Source organism: Allobosea sp. 10N428 (assembly GCF_056394545.1).
Genome location: NZ_JBFTIC010000003.1, coordinates 176,986 through 195,645, shown reverse-complemented (window position 1 = coordinate 195,645; position 18,660 = coordinate 176,986). Strand labels below are relative to the sequence as shown.

General features: G+C 65.3%; 18 protein-coding genes. 11 read left to right on the top strand and 7 right to left on the bottom strand.

Going from position 1 to position 18,660, the window contains the following annotated elements:
* Window positions 1–27: 27 nt before the first annotated feature.
* On the bottom strand, window positions 28–570 hold the full coding sequence (fliL, locus tag AC1DDA_RS11200) for a flagellar basal body-associated protein FliL (RefSeq protein ID WP_476795798.1): 543 nt from the start codon (window positions 568–570) through the stop codon (window positions 28–30).
* Between the two features lie 241 nt (window positions 571–811).
* Between fliL and flgF the strand changes: the two genes are divergently transcribed.
* The 5 genes from flgF (at window position 812) to AC1DDA_RS11175 (ending at window position 5,591) form a co-directional block, all read left to right on the top strand.
* Window positions 812–1,555 carry a flagellar basal-body rod protein FlgF gene (flgF, locus tag AC1DDA_RS11195; protein ID WP_441513025.1) on the top strand — a complete coding sequence of 248 codons (744 nt, stop codon included), beginning with the start codon at window positions 812–814 and terminating at the stop codon, window positions 1,553–1,555.
* Between the two features lie 21 nt (window positions 1,556–1,576).
* The gene (gene flgG, locus AC1DDA_RS11190) at window positions 1,577–2,368 is read left to right on the top strand and encodes a flagellar basal-body rod protein FlgG (protein ID WP_441513024.1); all 792 of its coding nucleotides are present in this window, start codon (window positions 1,577–1,579) and stop codon (window positions 2,366–2,368) included.
* Window positions 2,369–2,384: 16 nt separating this feature from the next.
* Window positions 2,385–3,443 (top strand): flagellar basal body P-ring formation chaperone FlgA, encoded by a 1,059-nt coding sequence (flgA, locus tag AC1DDA_RS11185; RefSeq protein ID WP_476795797.1) that lies wholly within the window; start codon window positions 2,385–2,387, stop codon window positions 3,441–3,443.
* A 17-nt stretch (window positions 3,444–3,460) separates the two neighbouring features.
* Window positions 3,461–4,213: a flagellar basal body L-ring protein FlgH gene (gene flgH / locus AC1DDA_RS11180; RefSeq protein WP_476779204.1), complete on the top strand. Its 753-nt coding sequence runs from the start codon at window positions 3,461–3,463 to the stop codon at window positions 4,211–4,213.
* A gap of 508 nt (window positions 4,214–4,721) precedes the next feature.
* Entirely contained in the window at window positions 4,722–5,591 is an 870-nt protein-coding gene (locus AC1DDA_RS11175) for an alpha/beta hydrolase family protein (RefSeq protein ID WP_476795796.1), read from the top strand.
* Window positions 5,592–5,783: 192 nt separating this feature from the next.
* Here the strand turns inward: AC1DDA_RS11175 and dksA are convergent, their stop codons facing one another.
* The 3 genes from dksA to AC1DDA_RS11160 form a co-directional block, all read right to left on the bottom strand.
* The gene (gene dksA, locus AC1DDA_RS11170; RefSeq protein WP_441513020.1) at window positions 5,784–6,206 is read right to left on the bottom strand and encodes an RNA polymerase-binding protein DksA; all 423 of its coding nucleotides are present in this window, start codon (window positions 6,204–6,206) and stop codon (window positions 5,784–5,786) included.
* A gap of 183 nt (window positions 6,207–6,389) precedes the next feature.
* Window positions 6,390–7,424, bottom strand: a complete 1,035-nt coding sequence (locus tag AC1DDA_RS11165) for a hypothetical protein (protein WP_476795795.1) — start codon at window positions 7,422–7,424, stop codon at window positions 6,390–6,392.
* On the bottom strand, window positions 7,399–8,772 hold the full coding sequence (locus AC1DDA_RS11160) for an MBOAT family O-acyltransferase (RefSeq protein WP_476795794.1): 1,374 nt from the start codon (window positions 8,770–8,772) through the stop codon (window positions 7,399–7,401). Before AC1DDA_RS11160 ends, AC1DDA_RS11165 begins: the two co-directional genes overlap by 26 nt.
* A 163-nt stretch (window positions 8,773–8,935) precedes the next feature.
* Here AC1DDA_RS11160 and AC1DDA_RS11155 point away from each other — a divergent pair, with 163 nt between their 5' ends.
* From AC1DDA_RS11155 to fabF, 6 genes are all read left to right on the top strand, one after another.
* Window positions 8,936–9,598, top strand: a complete 663-nt coding sequence (locus tag AC1DDA_RS11155; protein ID WP_476795793.1) for a CerR family C-terminal domain-containing protein — start codon at window positions 8,936–8,938, stop codon at window positions 9,596–9,598.
* Window positions 9,595–10,554: an HlyD family secretion protein gene (locus AC1DDA_RS11150; protein WP_476795792.1), complete on the top strand. Its 960-nt coding sequence runs from the start codon at window positions 9,595–9,597 to the stop codon at window positions 10,552–10,554. The genes AC1DDA_RS11155 and AC1DDA_RS11150 overlap by 4 nt, the downstream gene beginning before the upstream one ends.
* Window positions 10,555–10,583: 29 nt before the next feature.
* The gene (locus tag AC1DDA_RS11145; RefSeq protein ID WP_441513088.1) at window positions 10,584–11,477 is read left to right on the top strand and encodes an ABC transporter ATP-binding protein; all 894 of its coding nucleotides are present in this window, start codon (window positions 10,584–10,586) and stop codon (window positions 11,475–11,477) included.
* Window positions 11,474–12,613: an ABC transporter permease gene (locus tag AC1DDA_RS11140; protein WP_476795791.1), complete on the top strand. Its 1,140-nt coding sequence runs from the start codon at window positions 11,474–11,476 to the stop codon at window positions 12,611–12,613. Before AC1DDA_RS11145 ends, AC1DDA_RS11140 begins: the two co-directional genes overlap by 4 nt.
* 74 nt (window positions 12,614–12,687) lie before the next feature.
* Window positions 12,688–13,203: a winged helix-turn-helix transcriptional regulator gene (locus AC1DDA_RS11135; RefSeq protein WP_476795790.1), complete on the top strand. Its 516-nt coding sequence runs from the start codon at window positions 12,688–12,690 to the stop codon at window positions 13,201–13,203.
* Between the two features lie 10 nt (window positions 13,204–13,213).
* On the top strand, window positions 13,214–14,479 hold the full coding sequence (gene fabF, locus AC1DDA_RS11130) for a beta-ketoacyl-ACP synthase II (RefSeq protein WP_476795789.1): 1,266 nt from the start codon (window positions 13,214–13,216) through the stop codon (window positions 14,477–14,479).
* Between the two features lie 85 nt (window positions 14,480–14,564).
* On the opposite strand, the gene AC1DDA_RS11125 is transcribed toward fabF, so the two are convergent.
* From AC1DDA_RS11125 to AC1DDA_RS11115, 3 genes are all read right to left on the bottom strand, one after another.
* Window positions 14,565–16,016 carry an FAD-binding oxidoreductase gene (locus tag AC1DDA_RS11125; RefSeq protein ID WP_476795788.1) on the bottom strand — a complete coding sequence of 484 codons (1,452 nt, stop codon included), beginning with the start codon at window positions 16,014–16,016 and terminating at the stop codon, window positions 14,565–14,567.
* Window positions 16,017–16,039: 23 nt separating this feature from the next.
* Window positions 16,040–17,569 (bottom strand): acyl-CoA carboxylase subunit beta, encoded by a 1,530-nt coding sequence (locus AC1DDA_RS11120; RefSeq protein ID WP_476795787.1) that lies wholly within the window; start codon window positions 17,567–17,569, stop codon window positions 16,040–16,042.
* A 284-nt stretch (window positions 17,570–17,853) separates the two neighbouring features.
* Window positions 17,854–18,642, bottom strand: a complete 789-nt coding sequence (locus AC1DDA_RS11115) for an ATP12 family chaperone protein (RefSeq protein ID WP_476795786.1) — start codon at window positions 18,640–18,642, stop codon at window positions 17,854–17,856.
* Window positions 18,643–18,660: the final 18 nt, after the last annotated feature.

Below are 18,660 nucleotides of genomic sequence, written 5' to 3'. Positions count from 1 at the left end.
TTTTTCGGGATTCAGGGATATCCCGGCTCACTGCACCAGCAGTTCCTTGAACAGCACCGCATCGACCTTGGCCGGGTAGACCGTCAGGTTAACGCGGCGCAGAAGCTCCTCCTTCAGCCGATACATGCCGGCCGAGCCTTCAAGGTCGGAGGGGCGCAGCTCACGCATGAAGACCTGGAAGGCGTCCTCGACGCGCGGCAGCAGCGGCTTCACCTCTTCCGAGACCTTCGCATCGGCGATCTCGAGCACGACCTTGATCTTCATGATGGGCTGACGGTCCTGCTGGCCGCCATTGGACATGCCGATCATCATGTCCTTCATTTCCAGGAAGGTGGAGGGCTTCTTCGGCTTGGCCGCCTCGGCCGCGGCGATCTGCTCCGGGGTCGGCTTCTTCAGGAAGAACCAGCCGCCGGCGCCCGCAGCAGCCAGCAGCACGACGCCGCCGACGATGATGAAGAGCTTCTTCTTGCTCTTCGGCGCATCTGCACCCGACGCGCCTGCCTCTTCCGTCTTGGCCTTCTTCGCCATCTCGTCTTCGCCCCGGACGCCGGGCCGCGTTCTGCCGCCCATGGACGCACCTTCGCCAATTACGGTTAACGTGCCGTTAAGGACGGCAGAATTTGCCGGGTCGTTCTTGCCGCTTTTGCGGTTCATGCCGGGCTGCGGCAAACCGTGATTTGGAGTGTAAATTCAATTATATCAATTCGTTAAGTGAATTAACCATGTTGGCATGTCGATTGCCGGTAGTGATCCGTGGTGACTGCGCTGGGGAGCGTCGAGGTCGCCGCGGGACATGATCGGGAGTTGAGCCGTGGAGAACGCGCTTCTCATCGGCCTGTCGCGCCAGGTTGCACTGGCGCGCGAGCTGGACGTCATCGCCAACAACATGGCGAATGTCGGCACCAATGGATTCAAGGCGCGCAGCGCGCGCTTCAACGAATTCATCATGCCGGTCGCCAAGGCCGACGCCTTCAAGCCGACCGATCGGCCGCTGTCCTACGTCATCGACAATGGCACGCCGATCGACCTGTCGCAGGGCGCGGTCGAGATGACCGGCAATCCGCTGGACGTGGCGCTGAAAGGCGACAACTACCTCGTCGTGCAGACGCCGAGCGGCGAGCGCTATACCCGAGCGGGATCGCTGACCATCGATCGGCAGGGCCGCCTCGTGACCCAGACCGGATTACCCGTGATGGGCGATTCCGGCCCGATCACATTCGGCTCCAGCGAGTTTGCGATGCGCATCGCTGCCGACGGCACGGTGAGCAGCGATCAGGGCACGCGCGGCAAGCTGCGCCAGGTCCGCTTTGCCGACCCGACCAAGCTCGTCAGCGAGGGCACCAACCTGTTCTCGGCGACGGCTGCCGCCCAGCCCGCCGGCCCGGAGGCACGCCTCGAACCCGGCGCGGTCGAGCGCTCGAACGTCAAGGCCGTGGTCGAGCTGACCCGGCTCATGGAGGTGCAGCGCAACTACCAGAGCGTCGCCAACATGATCACCAAATCCGACGAGCTGCGCACCCGGGCGATCTCCCGCCTGGCGGACCAGCAGGCCTGATAGCGGAAAGGAGCGACTCCCATGCGCGCCATGCAGACAGCCGCGACCGGCATGATCGCCCAGGAGATGAACGTCCAGGTCATCTCCAACAACATCGCCAACGTCCGGACCACCGGCTACAAGCGCCAGCAGGTCCATTTCCAGGATCTGCTCTACGAGAATTTCCGCCGCGCCGGCTCGGCCACTTCCGACCAGAACACGCAGGTTCCAGCCGGCACTTTCATCGGCTCGGGCGTCAAGACGGTCTCGACCGGCCGCGTCATGACGCAGGGCAATATCAGCCCGACCGAGAAGCCCTACGACCTCGCCATCCGCGGTGAGGGCTTCTTCAAGGTCCGTATGCCCGACGGGCGCACCACCTATTCGCGCGACGGTTCCTTCGACCTCGATTCGCAAGGCCAGATCGTCACGCGCGACGGCTACCTGGTCGAGCCCGGCATCACCGTGCCGAACAACGCCTCGGCGGTGAGCATCAACTCCCAGGGCATCGTCGAGGCGACGATCCCCGGCCAGACCGCGCCGCAGCAGCTTGGCCAGATCCAGCTCACCCGCTTCGTCAACAAGGTCGGTCTCGAATCGATCGGCGACAACCTGTTCATCGAGACGGCTGCCTCGGGGCAGCCGATCGACGGCTTCGGCGGCGGCGAGGGCTTCGGCACGCTGCAGCAGAACTATCTCGAAGAAGGCAACGTTCAGGCGGTCACGGAGCTCTCCTCGCTGATCGCGGCGCAGCGCGCCTATGAGATGAACTCCAAGGTCATCACCGCTGCCGACCAGATGATGTCGGCGACGACCCAGATGTTCCGCGGCTGATCGGGGGCTCGTCATCATGATCCGCGTTTCCCTGATCGCTCTCCTGCTCTCCGGCTCCGCCGCTCTGGCTGTGCCGCAGCAGGGCCAGCATCATCCGCAGCTGCCGGCCACGATCGCCTCCGCCTCGGCGGTCACGGCGCCTGCCGCCGCGCTGCCGCGCAAGCTGCAGCTGCGTTCCGAGCTCAGCCTTTCGCGCGATCTCGTCACCTTCGGCGATCTCATCCCCGGGCTCCCGGGCGATGCCGCGGCTACTGCCGCATTCCGCGCGCCTGCCCTCGGCGAGACCGGCACGATCCAGGTCGCGCGTGTTGTCGAGGGCGCGCGGGCAGCCGGCATCATCCGCGAGGCTTCGGACCTCGACAGCCAGGGTTTCGCCCAGGTGGTCGTCACACGCACCGCGCGCCGGATCACGGCCGCGGACATCGAGATCGCGGTGAAGGTCGGGCTGCAGGAGCGCTTCGGCGTCGATGCCCGCATCTTCGCGCTGGCGATCGACGGCGGGGCGCCGGCCGTTGCGGTCGAGCCCGAACTCACCGGCGATGTCGGCGTCCTCGACCTCTCCTTCGATGCCCGCTCGCGCCGCCTGCTGGCCCGGCTTGCGGTGCCCGGCAGCACGGCGATGCGGCTGAAGCCGCTGCGCATCTCCGGACAGCTCGTCGAGACGATGGAGGTCGTGGTGCCGAAGCGGCTGATCGCCCGCGGCGAGACGCTCGGCAAGGACGACGTCATCGTCGAGCGCCGCCCGCGCGAGGGGCAGGGCGGCGAGATCATCAGCGACGCCCGCGCGGCGGTCGACAAGGTCGCGCGCCGGGCCCTGCTCGCCGGCGTGCCTCTGCGCGGCAGCGACGTCCAGCGCGAGGAGATCGTGGGCAAGGGCGACCTCGTCACCATCGTCTACGAGGCGCCGGGGCTGATGATCACGCTGCGCGGCAAGGCCAACGAGGCCGGCGCGATGGGCGATGTCGTCTCCGTGACCAATCCACAATCCAAGCGCGTGCTGCAGGGCAAGGTCAGCGGGCCGGGGCGGGTCTCCGTCCAGCCCTCCCTGAACGGCCGCATCGCCAGCGCGCAGTGATCCCCATGGAAACCGCCATGTACGCCAACCGCCTCGCCAAGCTCTCCGGCCTGCTGATGCTCACCGCCTCGCTCGGGGCCTGCGGCATTGGCGACCGCCTTGCCAATGTCGGCCAGGCGCCGACGCTCTCGCCCGTCGAGGATCCGACAGCCGCCAAGGGCTACAAGCCGGTGCAGATGCCGATGCCGGCGATGGAGCATGCATCCTACGCGCCGAACTCGCTTTGGCGCACCGGCTCGCGGGCCTTCTTCAAGGACCAGCGCGCCCGCAATGTCGGCGATCTCGTCACCGTGAAGGTGAAGTTCACCGATCGGGCGCAGCTCGACAACACCACCAAGCGCACCCGCAAGAACGGCGAGGATTTCGGTGCCGCCAGGATCATGGGCTTCGAGAACAAGCTCGACAAGTTCCTGCCGGACGGGTCGAACGCGGGCGAGCTGCTGAAGCTCGATTCCGAAGGCTCGAGCGAGGGTGCGGGCTCGGTGCGCCGGAGCGAGCAACTCGCCACCAATGTTGCGGCCGTGGTCACCCAGAACCTGCCCAACGGGAATCTTGTGATCGAGGGCAAGCAGGAGATCCGCGTCAACTTCGAGATTCGCGAACTGATCGTCGCCGGCGTGATCCGGCCGGAAGACATCGAATCGGACAATACGATCGACTCGACCAAGATCGCCCAGGCCCGCATCGCCTATGGCGGCCGCGGCCAGATCACTGATGTCCAGCAGCCGCGCTACGGCCAGCAGGTGATGGATATCCTGCTGCCCTTCTGACCCCTGTTTCCGAAATCCGGACGGCGCGGAACGCTCCCCCTTGTCTCCGCGCCGCTCCGGCCGGCGGTCTCTCCCGAGCTGCCGACTTCCCGGGCCGCCCGCCACGCTCCCCAAGCTTTCTTAAGGCTGGCGGCCAGAAGCCCCGCGTTCTCCCGACGCGGGGCTTTTCTCGTTGGGGGTTATCAGGAGTGTCTGAGAGGGATGGGCAGCGGAAGCCCAGGGTGGCTGTTTCATTGCGATCGCTGGAGCGTGGGCAATTTGGTAACCGGGATCCATCGATCATCTTGGAGGCGAGCAATAAAGTTCGAATGTCCGCTTCGCTCCGGAGAGGCGGCACGCGGCCGGCCGGAAGGTCAGATTGAAATCATGCAATCGCTGCTTCGCTTTTTGATCATTGTCATTTCGACTGCAGGGTCGGTAGCTACGGTTTTAGCTCAAAGGCTGGAGCTGTCGGCTGGTGCGGCGACGGCACCGAGAGAGCTCGCTGTACCGCGCAAGGGAGAGCGCTTTGATCCTTATGAAGCATTGCACGGATCCTATAGTACGCCGGCCCAATGTGCAGGTATCCCCCGCGGTTTTTGGGTCGAAGTCGACGGCAAAGGCGACTTTGCGCTCGTATGCGCAGGGTCTGAGCGAGGGCGAAAACCCCAGCGTTCTGGTGTATTTTAGCGGCGACGTCCTGTTGAAGACCAAAGCCGGCGTTCGGTTTGTGTCGCCGGCCTATGAACAGCGCTCTCCCGACGCGATCGAGCGCGACATGGCGCGTTGGTCAGAGCAGGCTGGCCAGCCTGCAATATTCCTGGCGCGCCCCGGGATGTACGGCTCATCGGGCGATCACAATCTGCGTCGAGAGTTGCGTGAGGTGACGCTGGTGGAGCGCGCGCTCGACGCGATCAAACGGCGCCATCGCATTTCGGCATTCATTCTCGCTGGACAGTCAGGTGGCGGCCACATCGCCGCATCTTTGCTTAATCGGCGTCGCGATGTCTCAGCTGTTGTCCTGTCGTCAGCGTTACTGTCCGTGCGTGAGGTCACAGAACATTGGGACAGGCGCCGTACGGTTCCAAGCGCCAATTTGCATGCGCTTCATGATCCCATCGACCACTTCAAGGGCATTCGCAGTGATCCCAAACCACTGATTTTTGTTCTGTCGGACCGGAAGGACCGCATCGTGCCCTACGCGAGTCAATTGACCTATGTGCGTCGATTGCAGGCCGCCGGGTTCGAGCCGCAGCATATCCTGCTCTCGGCAGCGGACAAAAGCCGGCATGGCCTCTCAAGGCACGGGCAGCGCGCCGCCGCACTTATTGCTCGCGGCGAACAGAGTAGCACCATCAGGGCAGTGCTTGAGGCGCTGAATTCTCCGCCGGCTGATTGACCAAATCGCCTCTAGCATTCAAGTCTTGGCGCCTGAAATGCGGAAATTGGCGTCTGGCCAATCCGCGATCGCTTAGATCGGCCGGCAGCGAGTTGTAGGCACCGTCATTCCGCCGCTACTCCTGACCCTTTCAGCAAGGCCACGCGTCATGGGTGCGGGGCCTTCCAACAGCGGGCAACGAAGCGACGCGGCTCAATCGTCCCTGAACACGCGCTCGTTGCGCTCGTGGCGCTCCTGGGCTTCGAGCGAGAGGGTCGCGATGGGGCGGGCTTCCAGGCGCTTCAGCGAGATCGGCTCGCCGGTCTCCTCGCAAAAGCCGTAGGAGCCGTCGTCGATGCGCGAAATGGCGGCGTCGATCTTGGCGATGAGCTTGCGCTGGCGGTCGCGGGCGCGCAGCTCGATGGCCCGGTCGGTCTCGGATGAGGCCCGGTCGGCGATATCAGGGTGATTCTCGCTCTCGCTCTGCAAGGTGACGAGGGTTTCCTTCGCCTCCTTCAGGATCTCGTCCTTCCAGGCGAGGAGCTTGCCGCGGAAATACTCACGTTGACGATCGTTCATGAACGGCTCGTCATCGCTCGGCTTGTAATCCGCATCGAGGATGATCTGCTTCGACATGGGCGCGCTCTCTGAGTTGTCCGCTCACGCGCCCATCGGCTATGCCGCGGGAGGGTGAGCCGATTTCGCGCCCTTATAGCGATCCGTTTCAAGCGGAACAATCGCTTCCGACAAGGCTTCAACTACTTCGTGCTCGAGCTTGGCCGAAAGGCTAATAAGAAGCGGAAAATCGCAATCTTCCGGCTATTTGCCGATCTTGCCGAGTGCGTCCGCGATGTCGACCTCGACCATCCGGGCAATCGGCCGGCGATAGTGGCTGTGGTCGAAGAACAGATTCGGCTCGTGCAGGGCCGGCCGATTGACCCGCCAGTCGACCAGCGCCGTGTTCGGGCGGCGGGCAGCGAGGTCGGCGAAAGCCTTTCGGCAGGCCGCGTCAGCGGCGGCATCTTGTGTGCCGGGCTTCGAGAGCGCGGTGACATAGACCGGCGGCCGCACGAGGACCAGGGCCGTCTCGGGCGACGCCGACTTCATTAACTCCTCGAGCCTCGCCGCCGCGGGGAAGGGGCCGTCGACATTGCCGCCGCCCAACTCCAGCGGCTGCTCCAGGCGCGCCCGAATCTCCGGCCGCTGATGATAGCCTTGGATCTCGTAGTTGGCCTCGTAGTCCCAGTAGCCGTCGGGTTGGGCACGCTCAGCCTTTCGCGACGTCAGATAGGCGAAGCGGCGCGAGATCTCCTCGATCAGGTCGTAGCGCATCAGGCCGCCGACATAGTCGAGGATGCTGCGGCTCAGCAGCCAGAACGGAAATGGCTTTTCGTTCGGCAGGGCCGGGTTGGCGGTGCACCAGTAGTTGTCGATGCCGATGACGATTGCCCTGGCTGGCGGCTGCCGATGGTGCCTCAAGAACCAATCGATAGTCGCCAGCGTTTCTCGCGGCATGGTCGCAGGTGCGATCAGCGAGACGAAGGGAATGCCGGTCTTCTCGCGCAGCTGTTCCGGCGAGATCAGCTGTATATGCGAATTGCCGAAGATCGCGCCGGTGAATCGCGGATCGCGTCCGCGGCTGGCGAGGGCCGTGCGCGGCCCTTGCGGTCGCACGCCCTCCTTCAGGGCAAGTGGAGTGCGGCCGGAATCATAGGGATCGAGCAGGAATGCGAGCGTCAGGAAGGCGGCCGAGATCAGTGCGGCTGCCGCAAGCAGGGTCGCGATGAAATTCGTCCATCCGGCCGCCTGAGTCGGCGTACGGCCCGGCTCAGAACTGGAAGTAGATGAACTCATAATTCGCATCTTCGCCGATCTTCAGGAGGATGATGACGAACAGCAGGCCGGTCAGCACGGCGATCCAGCGGGCCGGCGGCAGCTTGTGGACGAGGTTCCATGCGGTCGGCCCGATGATGGCGAAGGCCGCAGCGGGCACCAGCGCGCGCCATTTGAAACCGCTCCCGATCGGGGCGAGGCCAAGCAGGCCCTTGTAGATGGTCAGAGCCGCCTCGAAGGTGGGCGCCCGGAACAGCACCCAGCACAGCACGACGAAGAGGAAGGTCAGGAGCCAGCCGAGCGGCGCCGGCATTGGCCAGCCGGCGCGGCGCCAGAACAGCGCGACGATCAGCGCGAGGCCGTGGGCAACGCCCCAGGCGACGAAGGTAAGGCCGGCACCGTGCCAGAGGCCCCCGAGCGCCATCGTGGCGAAGAGCGCCCAGACCTGGGTCGGGAGGCCGGACCTGGAGCCGCCGAGCGGGATGTAGAGATAGTCGCGCAGAAAGCGCGACAGCGTCATGTGCCAGCGCCGCCAGAAATCCTGGATCGAGAGCGAGCGGTAGGGCGCATCGAAGTTCTGCGGCAGCACGACGCCGAAGAGCAGGGCGATGCCAAGGGCCATGTCGGTGTAGCCGGAGAAGTCGAAATAGATTTGGAAGGTGAAGGCGAGCGTCGCCTGCCAGGCTTCCATCATGCTGACGACCTTGCCGGCAGCGGCGGCGGCGAAGACCGGGTTGGCGTATTCCGCCAGCGGATCTCCGATCAGCACCTTTTTGGCGAGGCCGAAGGTCAGCAACATCAAACCGCGCGCGATGCGCTCTGCGGCGTCGGGCCGCTGATAGGGCCGCTCGTCGAGCTGATACATGATCTCGCGCCAGCGAACCAGCGGGCCGGCGAGCACCTGCGGGAAGAAAGCGATGTAGAGCGCGTAGCGGACGAGATCGTAACGCGGCGCCTGGCCGCGCCGCAGATCCGTCAGGTACATGATGTGATGAAAGGTGAAGAAGGAGATGCCGAGCGGTAGCGCGATATCGAATTTCGGCACCGGCAGTCCGGGAAACATTCCAGCAAGGCCGGCAAAGAAGTTGAAGTACTTGAACATCGCCAGCACGGAGAGGTTCAGCACGATGGCGAGCGTGATGAGCCTGCTCGACTTCGTCCTCACGAACGCTTCGGCGATCAGCCAGTTCATCCCGACGGACAGGGCGAGCAGCGGCAGGAAGCGCCAGTCCCAATAGCCGTAGAAGGCGAAGGACAGCACGACCAGCACCGGCAGCCGCCATTGCGGCGCGAAGCGCTCGGCCAGCCAGTGAAGAGCAAGCGCCAGCGGCAGAAAGCCGAGCAGGAAGGCAAAGGAATTGAAAAGCATCGGATAGGGTGGATGAGGGAATGGCTGCCGCCCTTAGCCCATTCTCCGGCGCGAGTCATGTCATGGAACTGCGGGGAGTGCGGGGAAGGTGGAGCAAAAGCGCCCAAAGTGTTCAATCAATCAATCGATTGATTGAACACTTTGGGCGGCGTATCCTATTCCGATGATCGGGACATCAGATGCAGACCGTGGAACACGGGAGGCCCTGATCCGTGCGGGGCTCGAGCTGTTCGGACGAATCGGCTTCGACGCGAGTTCCATCCGCGAAATCGCGCAGAATGCGGGCGTCAACAGTGCCGGCATCGCCTATCATTTCGGGGGAAAGGATGGTCTGCGCCGGGCCTGTGCCGAGGCGATCGTGGCCACGATGCGGGAGAGGGTGCTCGGGGGGGAGCAACTCGCTCTCTTGCCGCCGGCATTGCACCCGGACGAGGCCTTGGAGGCCGTGCTCATGGCGGTCAGCCGCGTGATCGCCTTCGCCACCCGCGCTCCCGAGAGCGAGGCGATCGCCCGCTTCGTCGTTCGCGAGATGATGGAACCGTCTCCCGCCTTCGATCTGCTTTACGAGGGCATGGTGCGGCCGATCCACGGCCGCCTCTGCGCCTTGTGGGGTATGGCAACCGGAAAGGACCCGGAAGCGCAGGGAACCAGGCTCGCCGTTTTCGCGATGATGGGTCAGGTCCTCTACTTCCGGCTCGGCCGGCCGGCGGTCATCCGGCGGCTGGAATGGGACGGGATCGGCGAGCCCGAGGGCGAAGCCATCGCCAGCACTATCCGCGCGGCGGTCACCGCCTCGGTTCTGGCAGCCCGAGGAGAACCCTTATGATTCTCGGCTTTCTTTGTTCTCTCGCCTTGTTGGGCTCGATTCTTCCCGGCTGCGTGTCTGATACGGTGCGGATCGCCGGCTATGTCGAGGGCGAATATGTGCGTCTCGGCCCGATCGATACGGCGCGGATCGAACGCATCGACGTGCGCCGTGGCGAGCGTGTCGAGGCCAGCAAAGTCGTGGCCATGCTGGAGACGACGGATGCGGAGAATGCGGTCGCCGAAAGCGAGGCCCGGCTGATCCAGGCGCAGGCGCAGCTCGACAATCTGCGCATCGGCAAGCGGCCCGAGGAGATCGCCGTGATCGAGGCGAGCCTCGTCTCGGCTCAGGCGCAGCAGCGCGAGGCCGAGCGGGCGCTGGAGCGGCGCCAGGATCTCCTGCGCCGCGGCGTCTCGACCCAGGCCGACTTCGACCAAGCAGAACTGGCGCGGGATGTCGCCGCCGCGAGCGTTCGTCAAAACGCTGCCAATCTCGACGTCGCAAAGCTGCCGGCGCGCCCTGACGAGATCAGGGCAAGCGAGAACGCGGTCGAGGAGGCGAAGGCGACGTTGGCACAGGCGCGCTGGAAGCTGGAGCAGCGCCGCCTCGTGGCTCCATCGTCAGGCCGCGTCAGCGACGTGCTGCGGCGCGTCGGGGAGCTGGCGGGCCCGACTGCGCCCGTCGTGCTGATGCTGCCTGACGGGGCGGCCAAGCTGATGCTCTATGTGCCGGAGACCTGGATTTCGAGCGTTAATCCGGGGATGCGGCTCGATGTCCACTGCGATGGCTGCGCGCCGGGGCTGGCGGCGAACGTCACCTATGTCTCGCCCGAACCCGAATTCACGCCGCCGGTGATCTACTCGGCGCAGACGCGCCAGAAGCTGGTCTATCTCGTCGAGGCGCATCCGGAGGGTGGGCAGCAATCGGCACTCCAGCCCGGCCAGATCGTCGACGTAACCTTGCGGAGACAGCGGTGAGCGAGAGCCTCGCCATCGATGTGCGCGGCATGACCAAGCGCTTTGGCCAACGCACGGTCGTCGACAATGTCGATCTGGCAGTTGCGGCCGGCGAGATCGTCGGCTTCCTCGGCCCCAATGGCTCGGGCAAGACGACGACGATCCGGATGATCTGCGGCCTGCTCAGGCCCGATGCCGGGGAGGGCACGGTGCTCGGGCTGGATATTCGGACGCAGAGCACCGCGATCAAGCGCCAGGTCGGCTACATGACGCAGCGCTTCTCCTTCTACGAAGACCTGAGCATCGCCGAGAACCTGACCTTCGTGGCCCGGCTTTACGAGTTGAAGCCGGCCGAGGAAGCCGTGAGGCGGACGTTGGACGGGCTTGGGCTTGCCGCGCGCAAGGATCAACTCGCCGGCACGCTCTCCGGCGGTTGGAAGCAGCGGCTGGCGCTGGCGGCCTGCATCATGCACCAGCCGAAGCTGCTGTTGCTCGACGAGCCTACGGCGGGCGTCGACCCCAAGGCGCGGCGGGAATTCTGGGACGAGATCCATCGGCTGGCCGGCGACGGGATCACCGTGCTGGTCTCGACGCATTATATGGACGAGGCCGAACGCTGCCATCGCATCAGCTACATCGCCCATGGCCGCATGCTGGCGACGGGGACCGTCGACGACGTGGTCCGGGGCTCCGGCCTCGTCACTTACGTCGTCCACGGCGCGCTGAAGCCCGCGCAGATCAAGGCGCTGTCGGCGGCCGATGGCGTCGAGCAGGTCGCTCCGTTCGGCGCCACGCTGCATGTCGTCGGGACGGACAGGGACAAATTGGAAGCCGCGCTGGCGCCGCTCGCGCGCGAAAGCGGCATCCAGGTCGAGCCGGGCGAGACCAGCCTGGAGGACGTCTTCATCAAGTTCATGGCTGATGCAGGAGAGCGGGCGGCATGAGCGCGTTCTTCTCCATTCGCCGGCTTGGCGCGTTGCTCGCCAAGGAATTCGTGCAGATGCGGCGCGACCGCATCACCTTCGCGATGATGCTGGCGGTGCCGATCCTCCAGCTGCTGCTCTTCGGCTACGCGATCAACAACGACCCGCGCGGCCTGCCGGCCGCGATCCTGGCGCTCGGGCACGATCGCTATACGCGCGCCGTGGTCTCGGCGCTGGAGGTCTCGGACTATTATCGTTTCCGCGAGCGGCCGCAGAGCGCGGCGCAGGCCGAGAGCCTGATGGCCAAGGGAGACATCTCCTTCCTCGTGACAATTCCCAGCGATTTCGGCGTGCGGGTCGAACGCGCCGACCAACCGCGCATTCTGGTCGAGGCGGACGCGACAGATCCGGCTGCGGCGAGCGGCGCCGTTGCGTCGCTGGGGACGATCGTCAGCCGCGCATTGCTGCGGGCTCAAGGCGAGCCCGAGACAAATCCGGCCGCTGCCGGCGGGGACGAACTCTCCCTAGTGGTCCATCGCCGCTACAACCCGGAGAACATCACGCAGTACAACATCGTCCCCGGCCTGCTCGGCGTCATCCTGCAGATGACGATGGTGATGATGACGGCGATGGCGCTCACGCGCGAGATCGAGCGCGGCACGATGGAGAACCTGCTCGCCATGCCCACCACGGCCGGCGAGATCATGCTCGGCAAGGTGCTGCCCTATCTGGCGGTCGGCGCTGTGCAGGTCGTGGTCGTGCTCAGCGCGGCCAAGCTGCTCTTCGGGGTGCCATTCCTGGGCGGGCTCGCGCTTCTCCTGAGCTGCGTCCTGATCTTCGTTCTGGCGCTGGTGCTGCTCGGCTACACCATCTCGACGATGGCGCGCACGCAGCTGCAGGCGATGCAACTGACCTTCTTCTTCTTCCTGCCTTCGCTGATGCTGTCGGGCTTCATGTTCCCGTTCGCCGGGATGCCGGGCTGGGCACAGACCTTGGGCGAACTGTTCCCGCTGACGCATTTCCTGCGTATCATCCGCGCGATCATGCTGAAGGGCGCCGATCTCGGGGATATCGGCGACGAGGTGTTCTATCTCAGCCTGTTCGTGCCGGTCTTTGCGGGCGTTGCGCTCATGCGGTTCCGGAACACGCTGGATTGAGCGGAGCAGCGGTGCAAACGCACGCGTCGCGATGGTGACTTGCAAAATGATAGCAACATCTTTAACCGGGGCACATGCAGCCCCGGCTCCTTCCGCTCGCCGAATGCCCCTGTGCCCGCGCGGTCGAAGCGGTGGGCGAATGGTGGAGCATCCTGATCCTGCGCGACGCGCTGCAGGGCTTCACCCGTTTCGACGAATTCCAGCGCAGCCTCGGCATCGCGCCGAACATGCTGGCACGGCGGCTGAAGCATCTCACTGAGGCCGGGTTGTTCGAGCGGCGGCTCTATAGCGAGAGGCCGCAGCGCTACGAATATGTGCTGACGGGAAGGGGCCGGGATTTCTTCCCGGTGGTTGCCGCACTGGTGGCTTTCGGCAACCGGCATCTGGCGCCCGAAGGGGAAGCTCTGCTGCTGACCGATCGGGAAAGCGGGCGGCCGGTCGTGCCTGGTTTCGCCGATGCGCAGACCATGCAGCCCGTCAGCCCGGACAATGTCACCGTCATCGCCGGTCCGCAGGCCAGCGCCGCCATGCAGCAGCGCCTGGCCATCGTCGCGACGCGGCATGCGGTGGCGGCGATCTCTCGCGAATAGGAGGTTTCCCATGCGTCGCATCGTTGTCACCGGAATGGGCGTGGTCTCGCCTCTCGGCTGCGGAACCGAACTCGCCTGGCAGCGCCTGCTCGCCGGGCGGTCGGGCCTGCGCCGCCTGCCGGATTCGATCGCCGAGACTCTGCCGGCCAAAATCGCGGGCCTCGTGCCGTCAAAGGATGAGGATGCCGAGGGCGGCTTCGATCCCGATGCGGTGATCGCGCCCAAGGACCAGCGCAAGATGGATCGTTTCATCCAGTTCGCGCTGGTCGCTGCCAAGGAAGCGTTGGCGCAGGCGGGATGGCAGCCGCGGAACGAGGGCGAGCGCGAGCGCACGGCGACGGTGATCGCCTCGGGTATCGGCGGTTTCCCGGCGATCGCAGAGGCTGTGCGGACCACCGACCAGCGCGGCGTGCGCCGGCTCTCGCCCTTCACCGTGCCGTCCTTCTTGGTCAATCTTGCCGCCGGCCATATCTCGATCGACTATGGTTTCAAGGGGCCGATCGGCGCGCCGGTCACGGCCTGCGCCGCAGGCGTGCAGGCGATTGGCGATGCCGCGCGGCTGATCCGGGCGGACGAGGCGGATATTGCGATCTGCGGCGGCACCGAGGCTTGCGTGGATCTCGTCGCGCTTGGCGGCTTCGCTGCGGCGCGCGCCCTCTCGACCGGCTTCAACGACGAGCCGGAAAAGGCTTCGCGCCCCTTCGACCGGGACCGCGACGGCTTCGTGATGGGTGAGGGCGCCGGCCTTCTGGTGATCGAAGCGCTGGAACATGCCGAAGCACGCGGCGCCACGATCCTGGCCGAGTTGACCGGCTACGGCACCAGCGCCGACGCCTATCACATCACCTCGGGCCCGGAAGACGGCTCCGGCGCGCAGCGCGCCATGGAGACCGCGCTGAAGCAGGCGGGGCTTCGGCCTGATGATGTCGCCCATCTCAACGCCCATTCCACCTCGACCCCGGTCGGCGATCGCGGCGAACTGGCTGCGATCAAGGCTGTGTTCTGCACCGAGAGAGGCATCGCGATCAGCGCGACGAAATCGGCGACTGGCCATCTGCTCGGCGCGGCCGGTGGGCTCGAGGCGGTCTTCACGATCCTCGCCCTGCGCGACCAGATCGCTCCGCCGACGCTCAACCTGGAGAACCCGGACGAGGCGGCGGCGGGGCTCGACCTCGTGGCGAAAACGGCCCGGCCGCTCGCGATGGAGCATGCCATCTCGAACGAGTTCGGCTTTGGCGGCGTGAATGCCAGCGCGGTGTTCAGGCGCTGGCGGTAAGCAGCGCGCTCAGAGCGGGATGTTGTCGTGCTGGTGCGAAGACAGCCCGCCGCTCTCTGCGCAAGCGAAGCCTGACGAGTGCCATTCACGCAGCAAAATAACTGTCCCACATCAGGTTTCGGAACAGGAGACCGGGATCGTAATGGCGCTTGCGTTCCACGAAATGCCCGAGCTTCGGATAGACGCGTTCCAACTGGTCCGGCCGTGCGTGCAGACGATAGGGTAGGTAGAAACTGCCTCCTAAAGAGCTGACGAGATCGATCAAGGCTTCGGTCAGGCGAAGCATGTCGCCTTCGCCTTCCGGCGTCATGGTTTGCGAGAACGACATGACGCCTGCGATGCGGTCGGTTCCGGCATAGCTGAGCACGCTCGCTTCGTCCTTCGCGACATAGCGAAGGGTAACGTTCAGGAAATCGGCCTGCGCTTTGGGAATGATGTCGCGGCAACCGGCGATGAATTCGGCGAAACGAGCCGGCGGCACGAAATATTCGTGCAGGATATCGGTGCGGTAGCGATCATGGCCCTGAAGGTTGCTCACGGCCTGATTCATCAGCGCGTTCCGCGTCTCGATGCCGGTCGAGGCTTTCGGGCCGATGACGGTTTCGGCAACCCAGCGCGCGCGCTTGGCCGATTCCGAACCGATTTGTGCGCGGTAGATTCCCCGCGCGGTCTTCGCGAGCAGGTGGGTCCGGCCAGCGGCGGGAAGGCCTTTGGCAGGCGTCGGAAGCGGGCGAAAGGTGACGAGCAGCGCTTCCTCCAGAAAGCCGCGCCGCGCGACGTTGAGTCTGCCATAGACCATCCGAACGGCAGGGTCGTTTTTGACGGCGTCGATGAATTTGGCGGCAAATTGCGCGGTCGGAATGACCTCCTGCCGAGGGGCCAGCAACATGTTGTCGACGATGTTGATGTCGAGATCGAGGATGACGCCGAACAGCCCGTAGCCTCCCATCACCAGCCCGAAGAGGTCGCTGTTCTCCGAGGGCGAACAGGTCACGATGGTTCCGTCTGCCAGCATGAGGCGGAGTGAACGCACGGTCGAGCCGAACGGACCATAGGGGGCCGGCCAGCCATGGGCATTGACGCTGAAGGTGGCCGCGACGCCGAAATCACTGTTCGACTGCATAACGGCTGGTGAGAAGCCGATTTTGTCGAGATGGGCGATAACCTGGAACCAGCGGGTTCCGGCGTGGACTCGGGCGGTCCGCGTGGAGCGGTCCACCTCGCACCGATCGATCTCGAAGGTCATTGCGGCGCCGTTGCGCGGCAAACTCTGGCCACCCATGGAATGCCGGGCAGCGCCGACGCAGGCGGGGCGCCTCTGCGATGCCGCATCCTTCAGCTCACGGCGCAGGTGCGCGATGAATTCTGGCTGGCGTTCTTCCTGGGCGACCCAGTGGCTGAAGACGGGTGTCGTATTCAGTCGACTTGCGTCATTCAGCACCAAGCGTTGCTGGCTGACAGCACGAGCCGGCAGGTGGGCGGAGGCAATTCCCGCAAGGCCGCCAGCGACGAACGCTCTGCGCGTCGACTGGCTCATCGGTGCCTCGCTGCCTCGGCCGCTCACAACGGAATATTGTCGTGTTTCCTCCAGGGGCGCTCGACGTTCTTGGTTCTGAGCATGGCGAGCGCGCGGGCGATGCGCCGGCGGGTCGAGTGCGGCATGATGACTTCGTCGATATAGCCGCGCTCGGCTGCGACGAAGGGCGACATGAAGCGGTCTTCGTATTCCTTGGTCTGGCGCGCGATGGTCTCGGCGTCGCCGCCGCGGAAGATGATCTCGACTGCGCCCTTGGCGCCCATCACCGCGATCTGCGCCGTCGGCCAGGCATAGTTGACGTCGGCGCCGATATGCTTCGACGCCATCACGTCATAGGCGCCGCCGAAGGCCTTGCGCGTGATGATGGTGACGAGCGGCACCGTGCATTCCGAATAGGCGTAGAGCAGCTTGGCGCCGTGCTTGATCAGGCCGCCATACTCCTGCGCGGTGCCCGGCAGGAAGCCGGGAACGTCGACCAGTGAGACGATCGGGATCTCGAAGGCGTCGCAGTACCGGACGAAGCGGGCCGCCTTGCGCGAGGCATCGGAGTCGAGCACGCCGGCCAGCACCATCGGCTGGTTGGCGACGATGCCGACGGTGCGGCCCTCGATACGGCCGAAGCCGGTGACGATGTTTCTGGCGTAGGCTTCCTGGATCTCGAAGAAGTCGCCCTCGTCGACCGTCTTCAGGATCAATTCCTTGATGTCGTAGGGCTTGTTCGGGTTGTCCGGGACGAGCGTGTCGAGGCTCATGTCGACGCGATCAGGCACGTCGAAGCTCGGCCATTCCGGCACACCGGCCGTGTTGTTGGCGGGCAGGAAGTCGAGCAGGCGGCGCACTTGCAAGAGCGCCTCGACATCGTTCTCGAAGGAGCCGTCCGCGACCGAGGATTTGGAGGTGTGGACCTTGGCGCCGCCGAGCTCCTCGGAGGTCACGGTCTCGTTGGTGACGGTCTTCACCACCTCCGGGCCAGTGACGAACATGTAGCTGGTGTCGCGGACCATGAAGATGAAGTCGGTCATCGCCGGGGAGTAGACGTCGCCGCCGGCGCAGGGGCCCATGATCACCGAGATCTGCGGGATGACGCCCGAAGCCTGGACATTGCGCTTGAAGACCTCGCCATAGCCGCCGAGCGCAGCCACGCCCTCCTGGATGCGGGCGCCGCCGGCATCGAACAGGCCGACGATCGGCGCGCGCATCTTCAGCGCCATGTCCTGGATCTTGATGATCTTCTGGGCGTGGGTCTCGGAGAGCGAGCCGCCGAAGACGGTGAAGTCCTTGGAGAAGACGAAGATGGTGCGGCCATTGACCGTGCCCCAGCCGGTGACGACGCCGTCACCGGGGATCTTCTCGCCCTTGTCCATGCCGAAATCGACGGCGCGGTGCTGCACGAACATGTCGAACTCCTCGAAGGAGTCCTTGTCGAGCAGGAGTTCGATGCGCTCGCGTGCCGTCAGCTTGCCGCGCTTGTGCTGGGCCTCGATACGACGCTCGCCGCCGCCCATGCGGGCGCCTTCGCGGCGGGTTTCGAGCTGTTCGAGGATATCCTTCATGGCGGCAAGGCTCCCGGCCGGAAATCGCGTCTTGAAAGCCGGCTTAAGCGGGGCCGTCGAGAGAGTCCATTACGACGTTTGCCGAAGCGCGCCCGCGCATCATGCGGCCGGCTGGCGGCTGAGAGGCCGTTTGAACGTTCGCCGAGCCCTCATCCTGAGGAGCCATTCCCCAGGGAATGGCGTCTCGAAGGATGCTCCAGGAGGCTCAGGAGACATCTGGACCATCCTTCGAGACGCCGCTTCGCGGCTCCTCAGGATGAGGGCTGGAGGTTGCTAACGGTCTCTCAGCCCTTCGCCAACAGAAGCGCCGCGGCGTCGAATTCGCGGCGGCGGATGGCGCGGCGCTCGGCTGCTTCCTCGTCCTGGCTCCAGACGGAGATCTGGTAGTCCTCGTCGAGATGGGCGGCCTCCCAGGCCGCTTCCGCATCGATCAGCCCATTGGCGAGGGCGAGCAGGATGATCGTGGAGCCCGTCAACGTCATGACGTTGTGTGCGCCCGCCAACGCGAGCGGGGCGGAGATCTTCTCGACTCGCTGAGCGACGGCGGCCAGCGTCTCGGGCGGCTGCTCGGCGAAGACGACGCCCTCGGCCAGAACGAAACGGGCGCCGATCAGAGCCTCGACGCTCTTCAGGACGGGCTGCCAGACGTCGTCGTAGCGCACGACGAGCGCCTCGGGCTCGCCGGCGCGATAGCAGAGTGCGTCCGAAGCGGCGTAGCGCACGATCTCGGCGCGAACTGCTTCCTGCTGATCCTCCACGCCGTCCAGCGCCGAATTGACCAGACGCGTGAGCGGCATCTGCGCAGGGTCGATCCGCTCGGCCTGCCGCTCCCATTCGGCGGCGAGCGCCTCCGCGACATCGCGGGAGCCGACCGCCAGCGGCTTGCGCGCCGGAGTGCGGGCGGTCCGGCCGTCGAGGGCGACATGGAACAGTCCGTCGCGCTCCAGCACGCCGGCCTCCTTGTAGAAGCGGGCGGGCAGGGGATTGCGCATGGCCTGCTGGGCGGCCGCCACGGGATCGGGCTGGCTGGCGCCGGGCGAGCCGAACCGGGCGAGGAAATCGTCAGTGGACATGGCGCTGCCATAGCGCAT

Excerpts from the sequence above, each read along its gene's own strand:
- fliL (WP_476795798.1), bottom strand. The coding sequence starts at position 570 with ATGGGCGGCAGAACGCGGCCCGGCGTCCGGGGCGAAGACGAGATGGCG.
- flgG (WP_441513024.1), top strand. The coding sequence starts at position 1,577 with ATGCGCGCCATGCAGACAGCCGCGACCGGCATGATCGCCCAGGAGATG.
- flgA (WP_476795797.1), top strand. The coding sequence starts at position 2,385 with ATGATCCGCGTTTCCCTGATCGCTCTCCTGCTCTCCGGCTCCGCCGCT.
- flgH (WP_476779204.1), top strand. The coding sequence starts at position 3,461 with ATGTACGCCAACCGCCTCGCCAAGCTCTCCGGCCTGCTGATGCTCACC.
- dksA (WP_441513020.1), bottom strand. The coding sequence starts at position 6,206 with ATGTCGAAGCAGATCATCCTCGATGCGGATTACAAGCCGAGCGATGAC.
- AC1DDA_RS11165 (WP_476795795.1), bottom strand. The coding sequence starts at position 7,424 with ATGAGTTCATCTACTTCCAGTTCTGAGCCGGGCCGTACGCCGACTCAG.
- AC1DDA_RS11160 (WP_476795794.1), bottom strand. The coding sequence starts at position 8,772 with ATGCTTTTCAATTCCTTTGCCTTCCTGCTCGGCTTTCTGCCGCTGGCG.
- AC1DDA_RS11155 (WP_476795793.1), top strand. The coding sequence starts at position 8,936 with ATGATCGGGACATCAGATGCAGACCGTGGAACACGGGAGGCCCTGATC.
- AC1DDA_RS11150 (WP_476795792.1), top strand. The coding sequence starts at position 9,595 with ATGATTCTCGGCTTTCTTTGTTCTCTCGCCTTGTTGGGCTCGATTCTT.
- AC1DDA_RS11145 (WP_441513088.1), top strand. The coding sequence starts at position 10,584 with ATGACCAAGCGCTTTGGCCAACGCACGGTCGTCGACAATGTCGATCTG.
- AC1DDA_RS11140 (WP_476795791.1), top strand. The coding sequence starts at position 11,474 with ATGAGCGCGTTCTTCTCCATTCGCCGGCTTGGCGCGTTGCTCGCCAAG.
- AC1DDA_RS11135 (WP_476795790.1), top strand. The coding sequence starts at position 12,688 with ATGCAGCCCCGGCTCCTTCCGCTCGCCGAATGCCCCTGTGCCCGCGCG.
- fabF (WP_476795789.1), top strand. The coding sequence starts at position 13,214 with ATGCGTCGCATCGTTGTCACCGGAATGGGCGTGGTCTCGCCTCTCGGC.
- AC1DDA_RS11125 (WP_476795788.1), bottom strand. The coding sequence starts at position 16,016 with ATGAGCCAGTCGACGCGCAGAGCGTTCGTCGCTGGCGGCCTTGCGGGA.
- AC1DDA_RS11120 (WP_476795787.1), bottom strand. The coding sequence starts at position 17,569 with ATGAAGGATATCCTCGAACAGCTCGAAACCCGCCGCGAAGGCGCCCGC.
- AC1DDA_RS11115 (WP_476795786.1), bottom strand. The coding sequence starts at position 18,642 with ATGTCCACTGACGATTTCCTCGCCCGGTTCGGCTCGCCCGGCGCCAGC.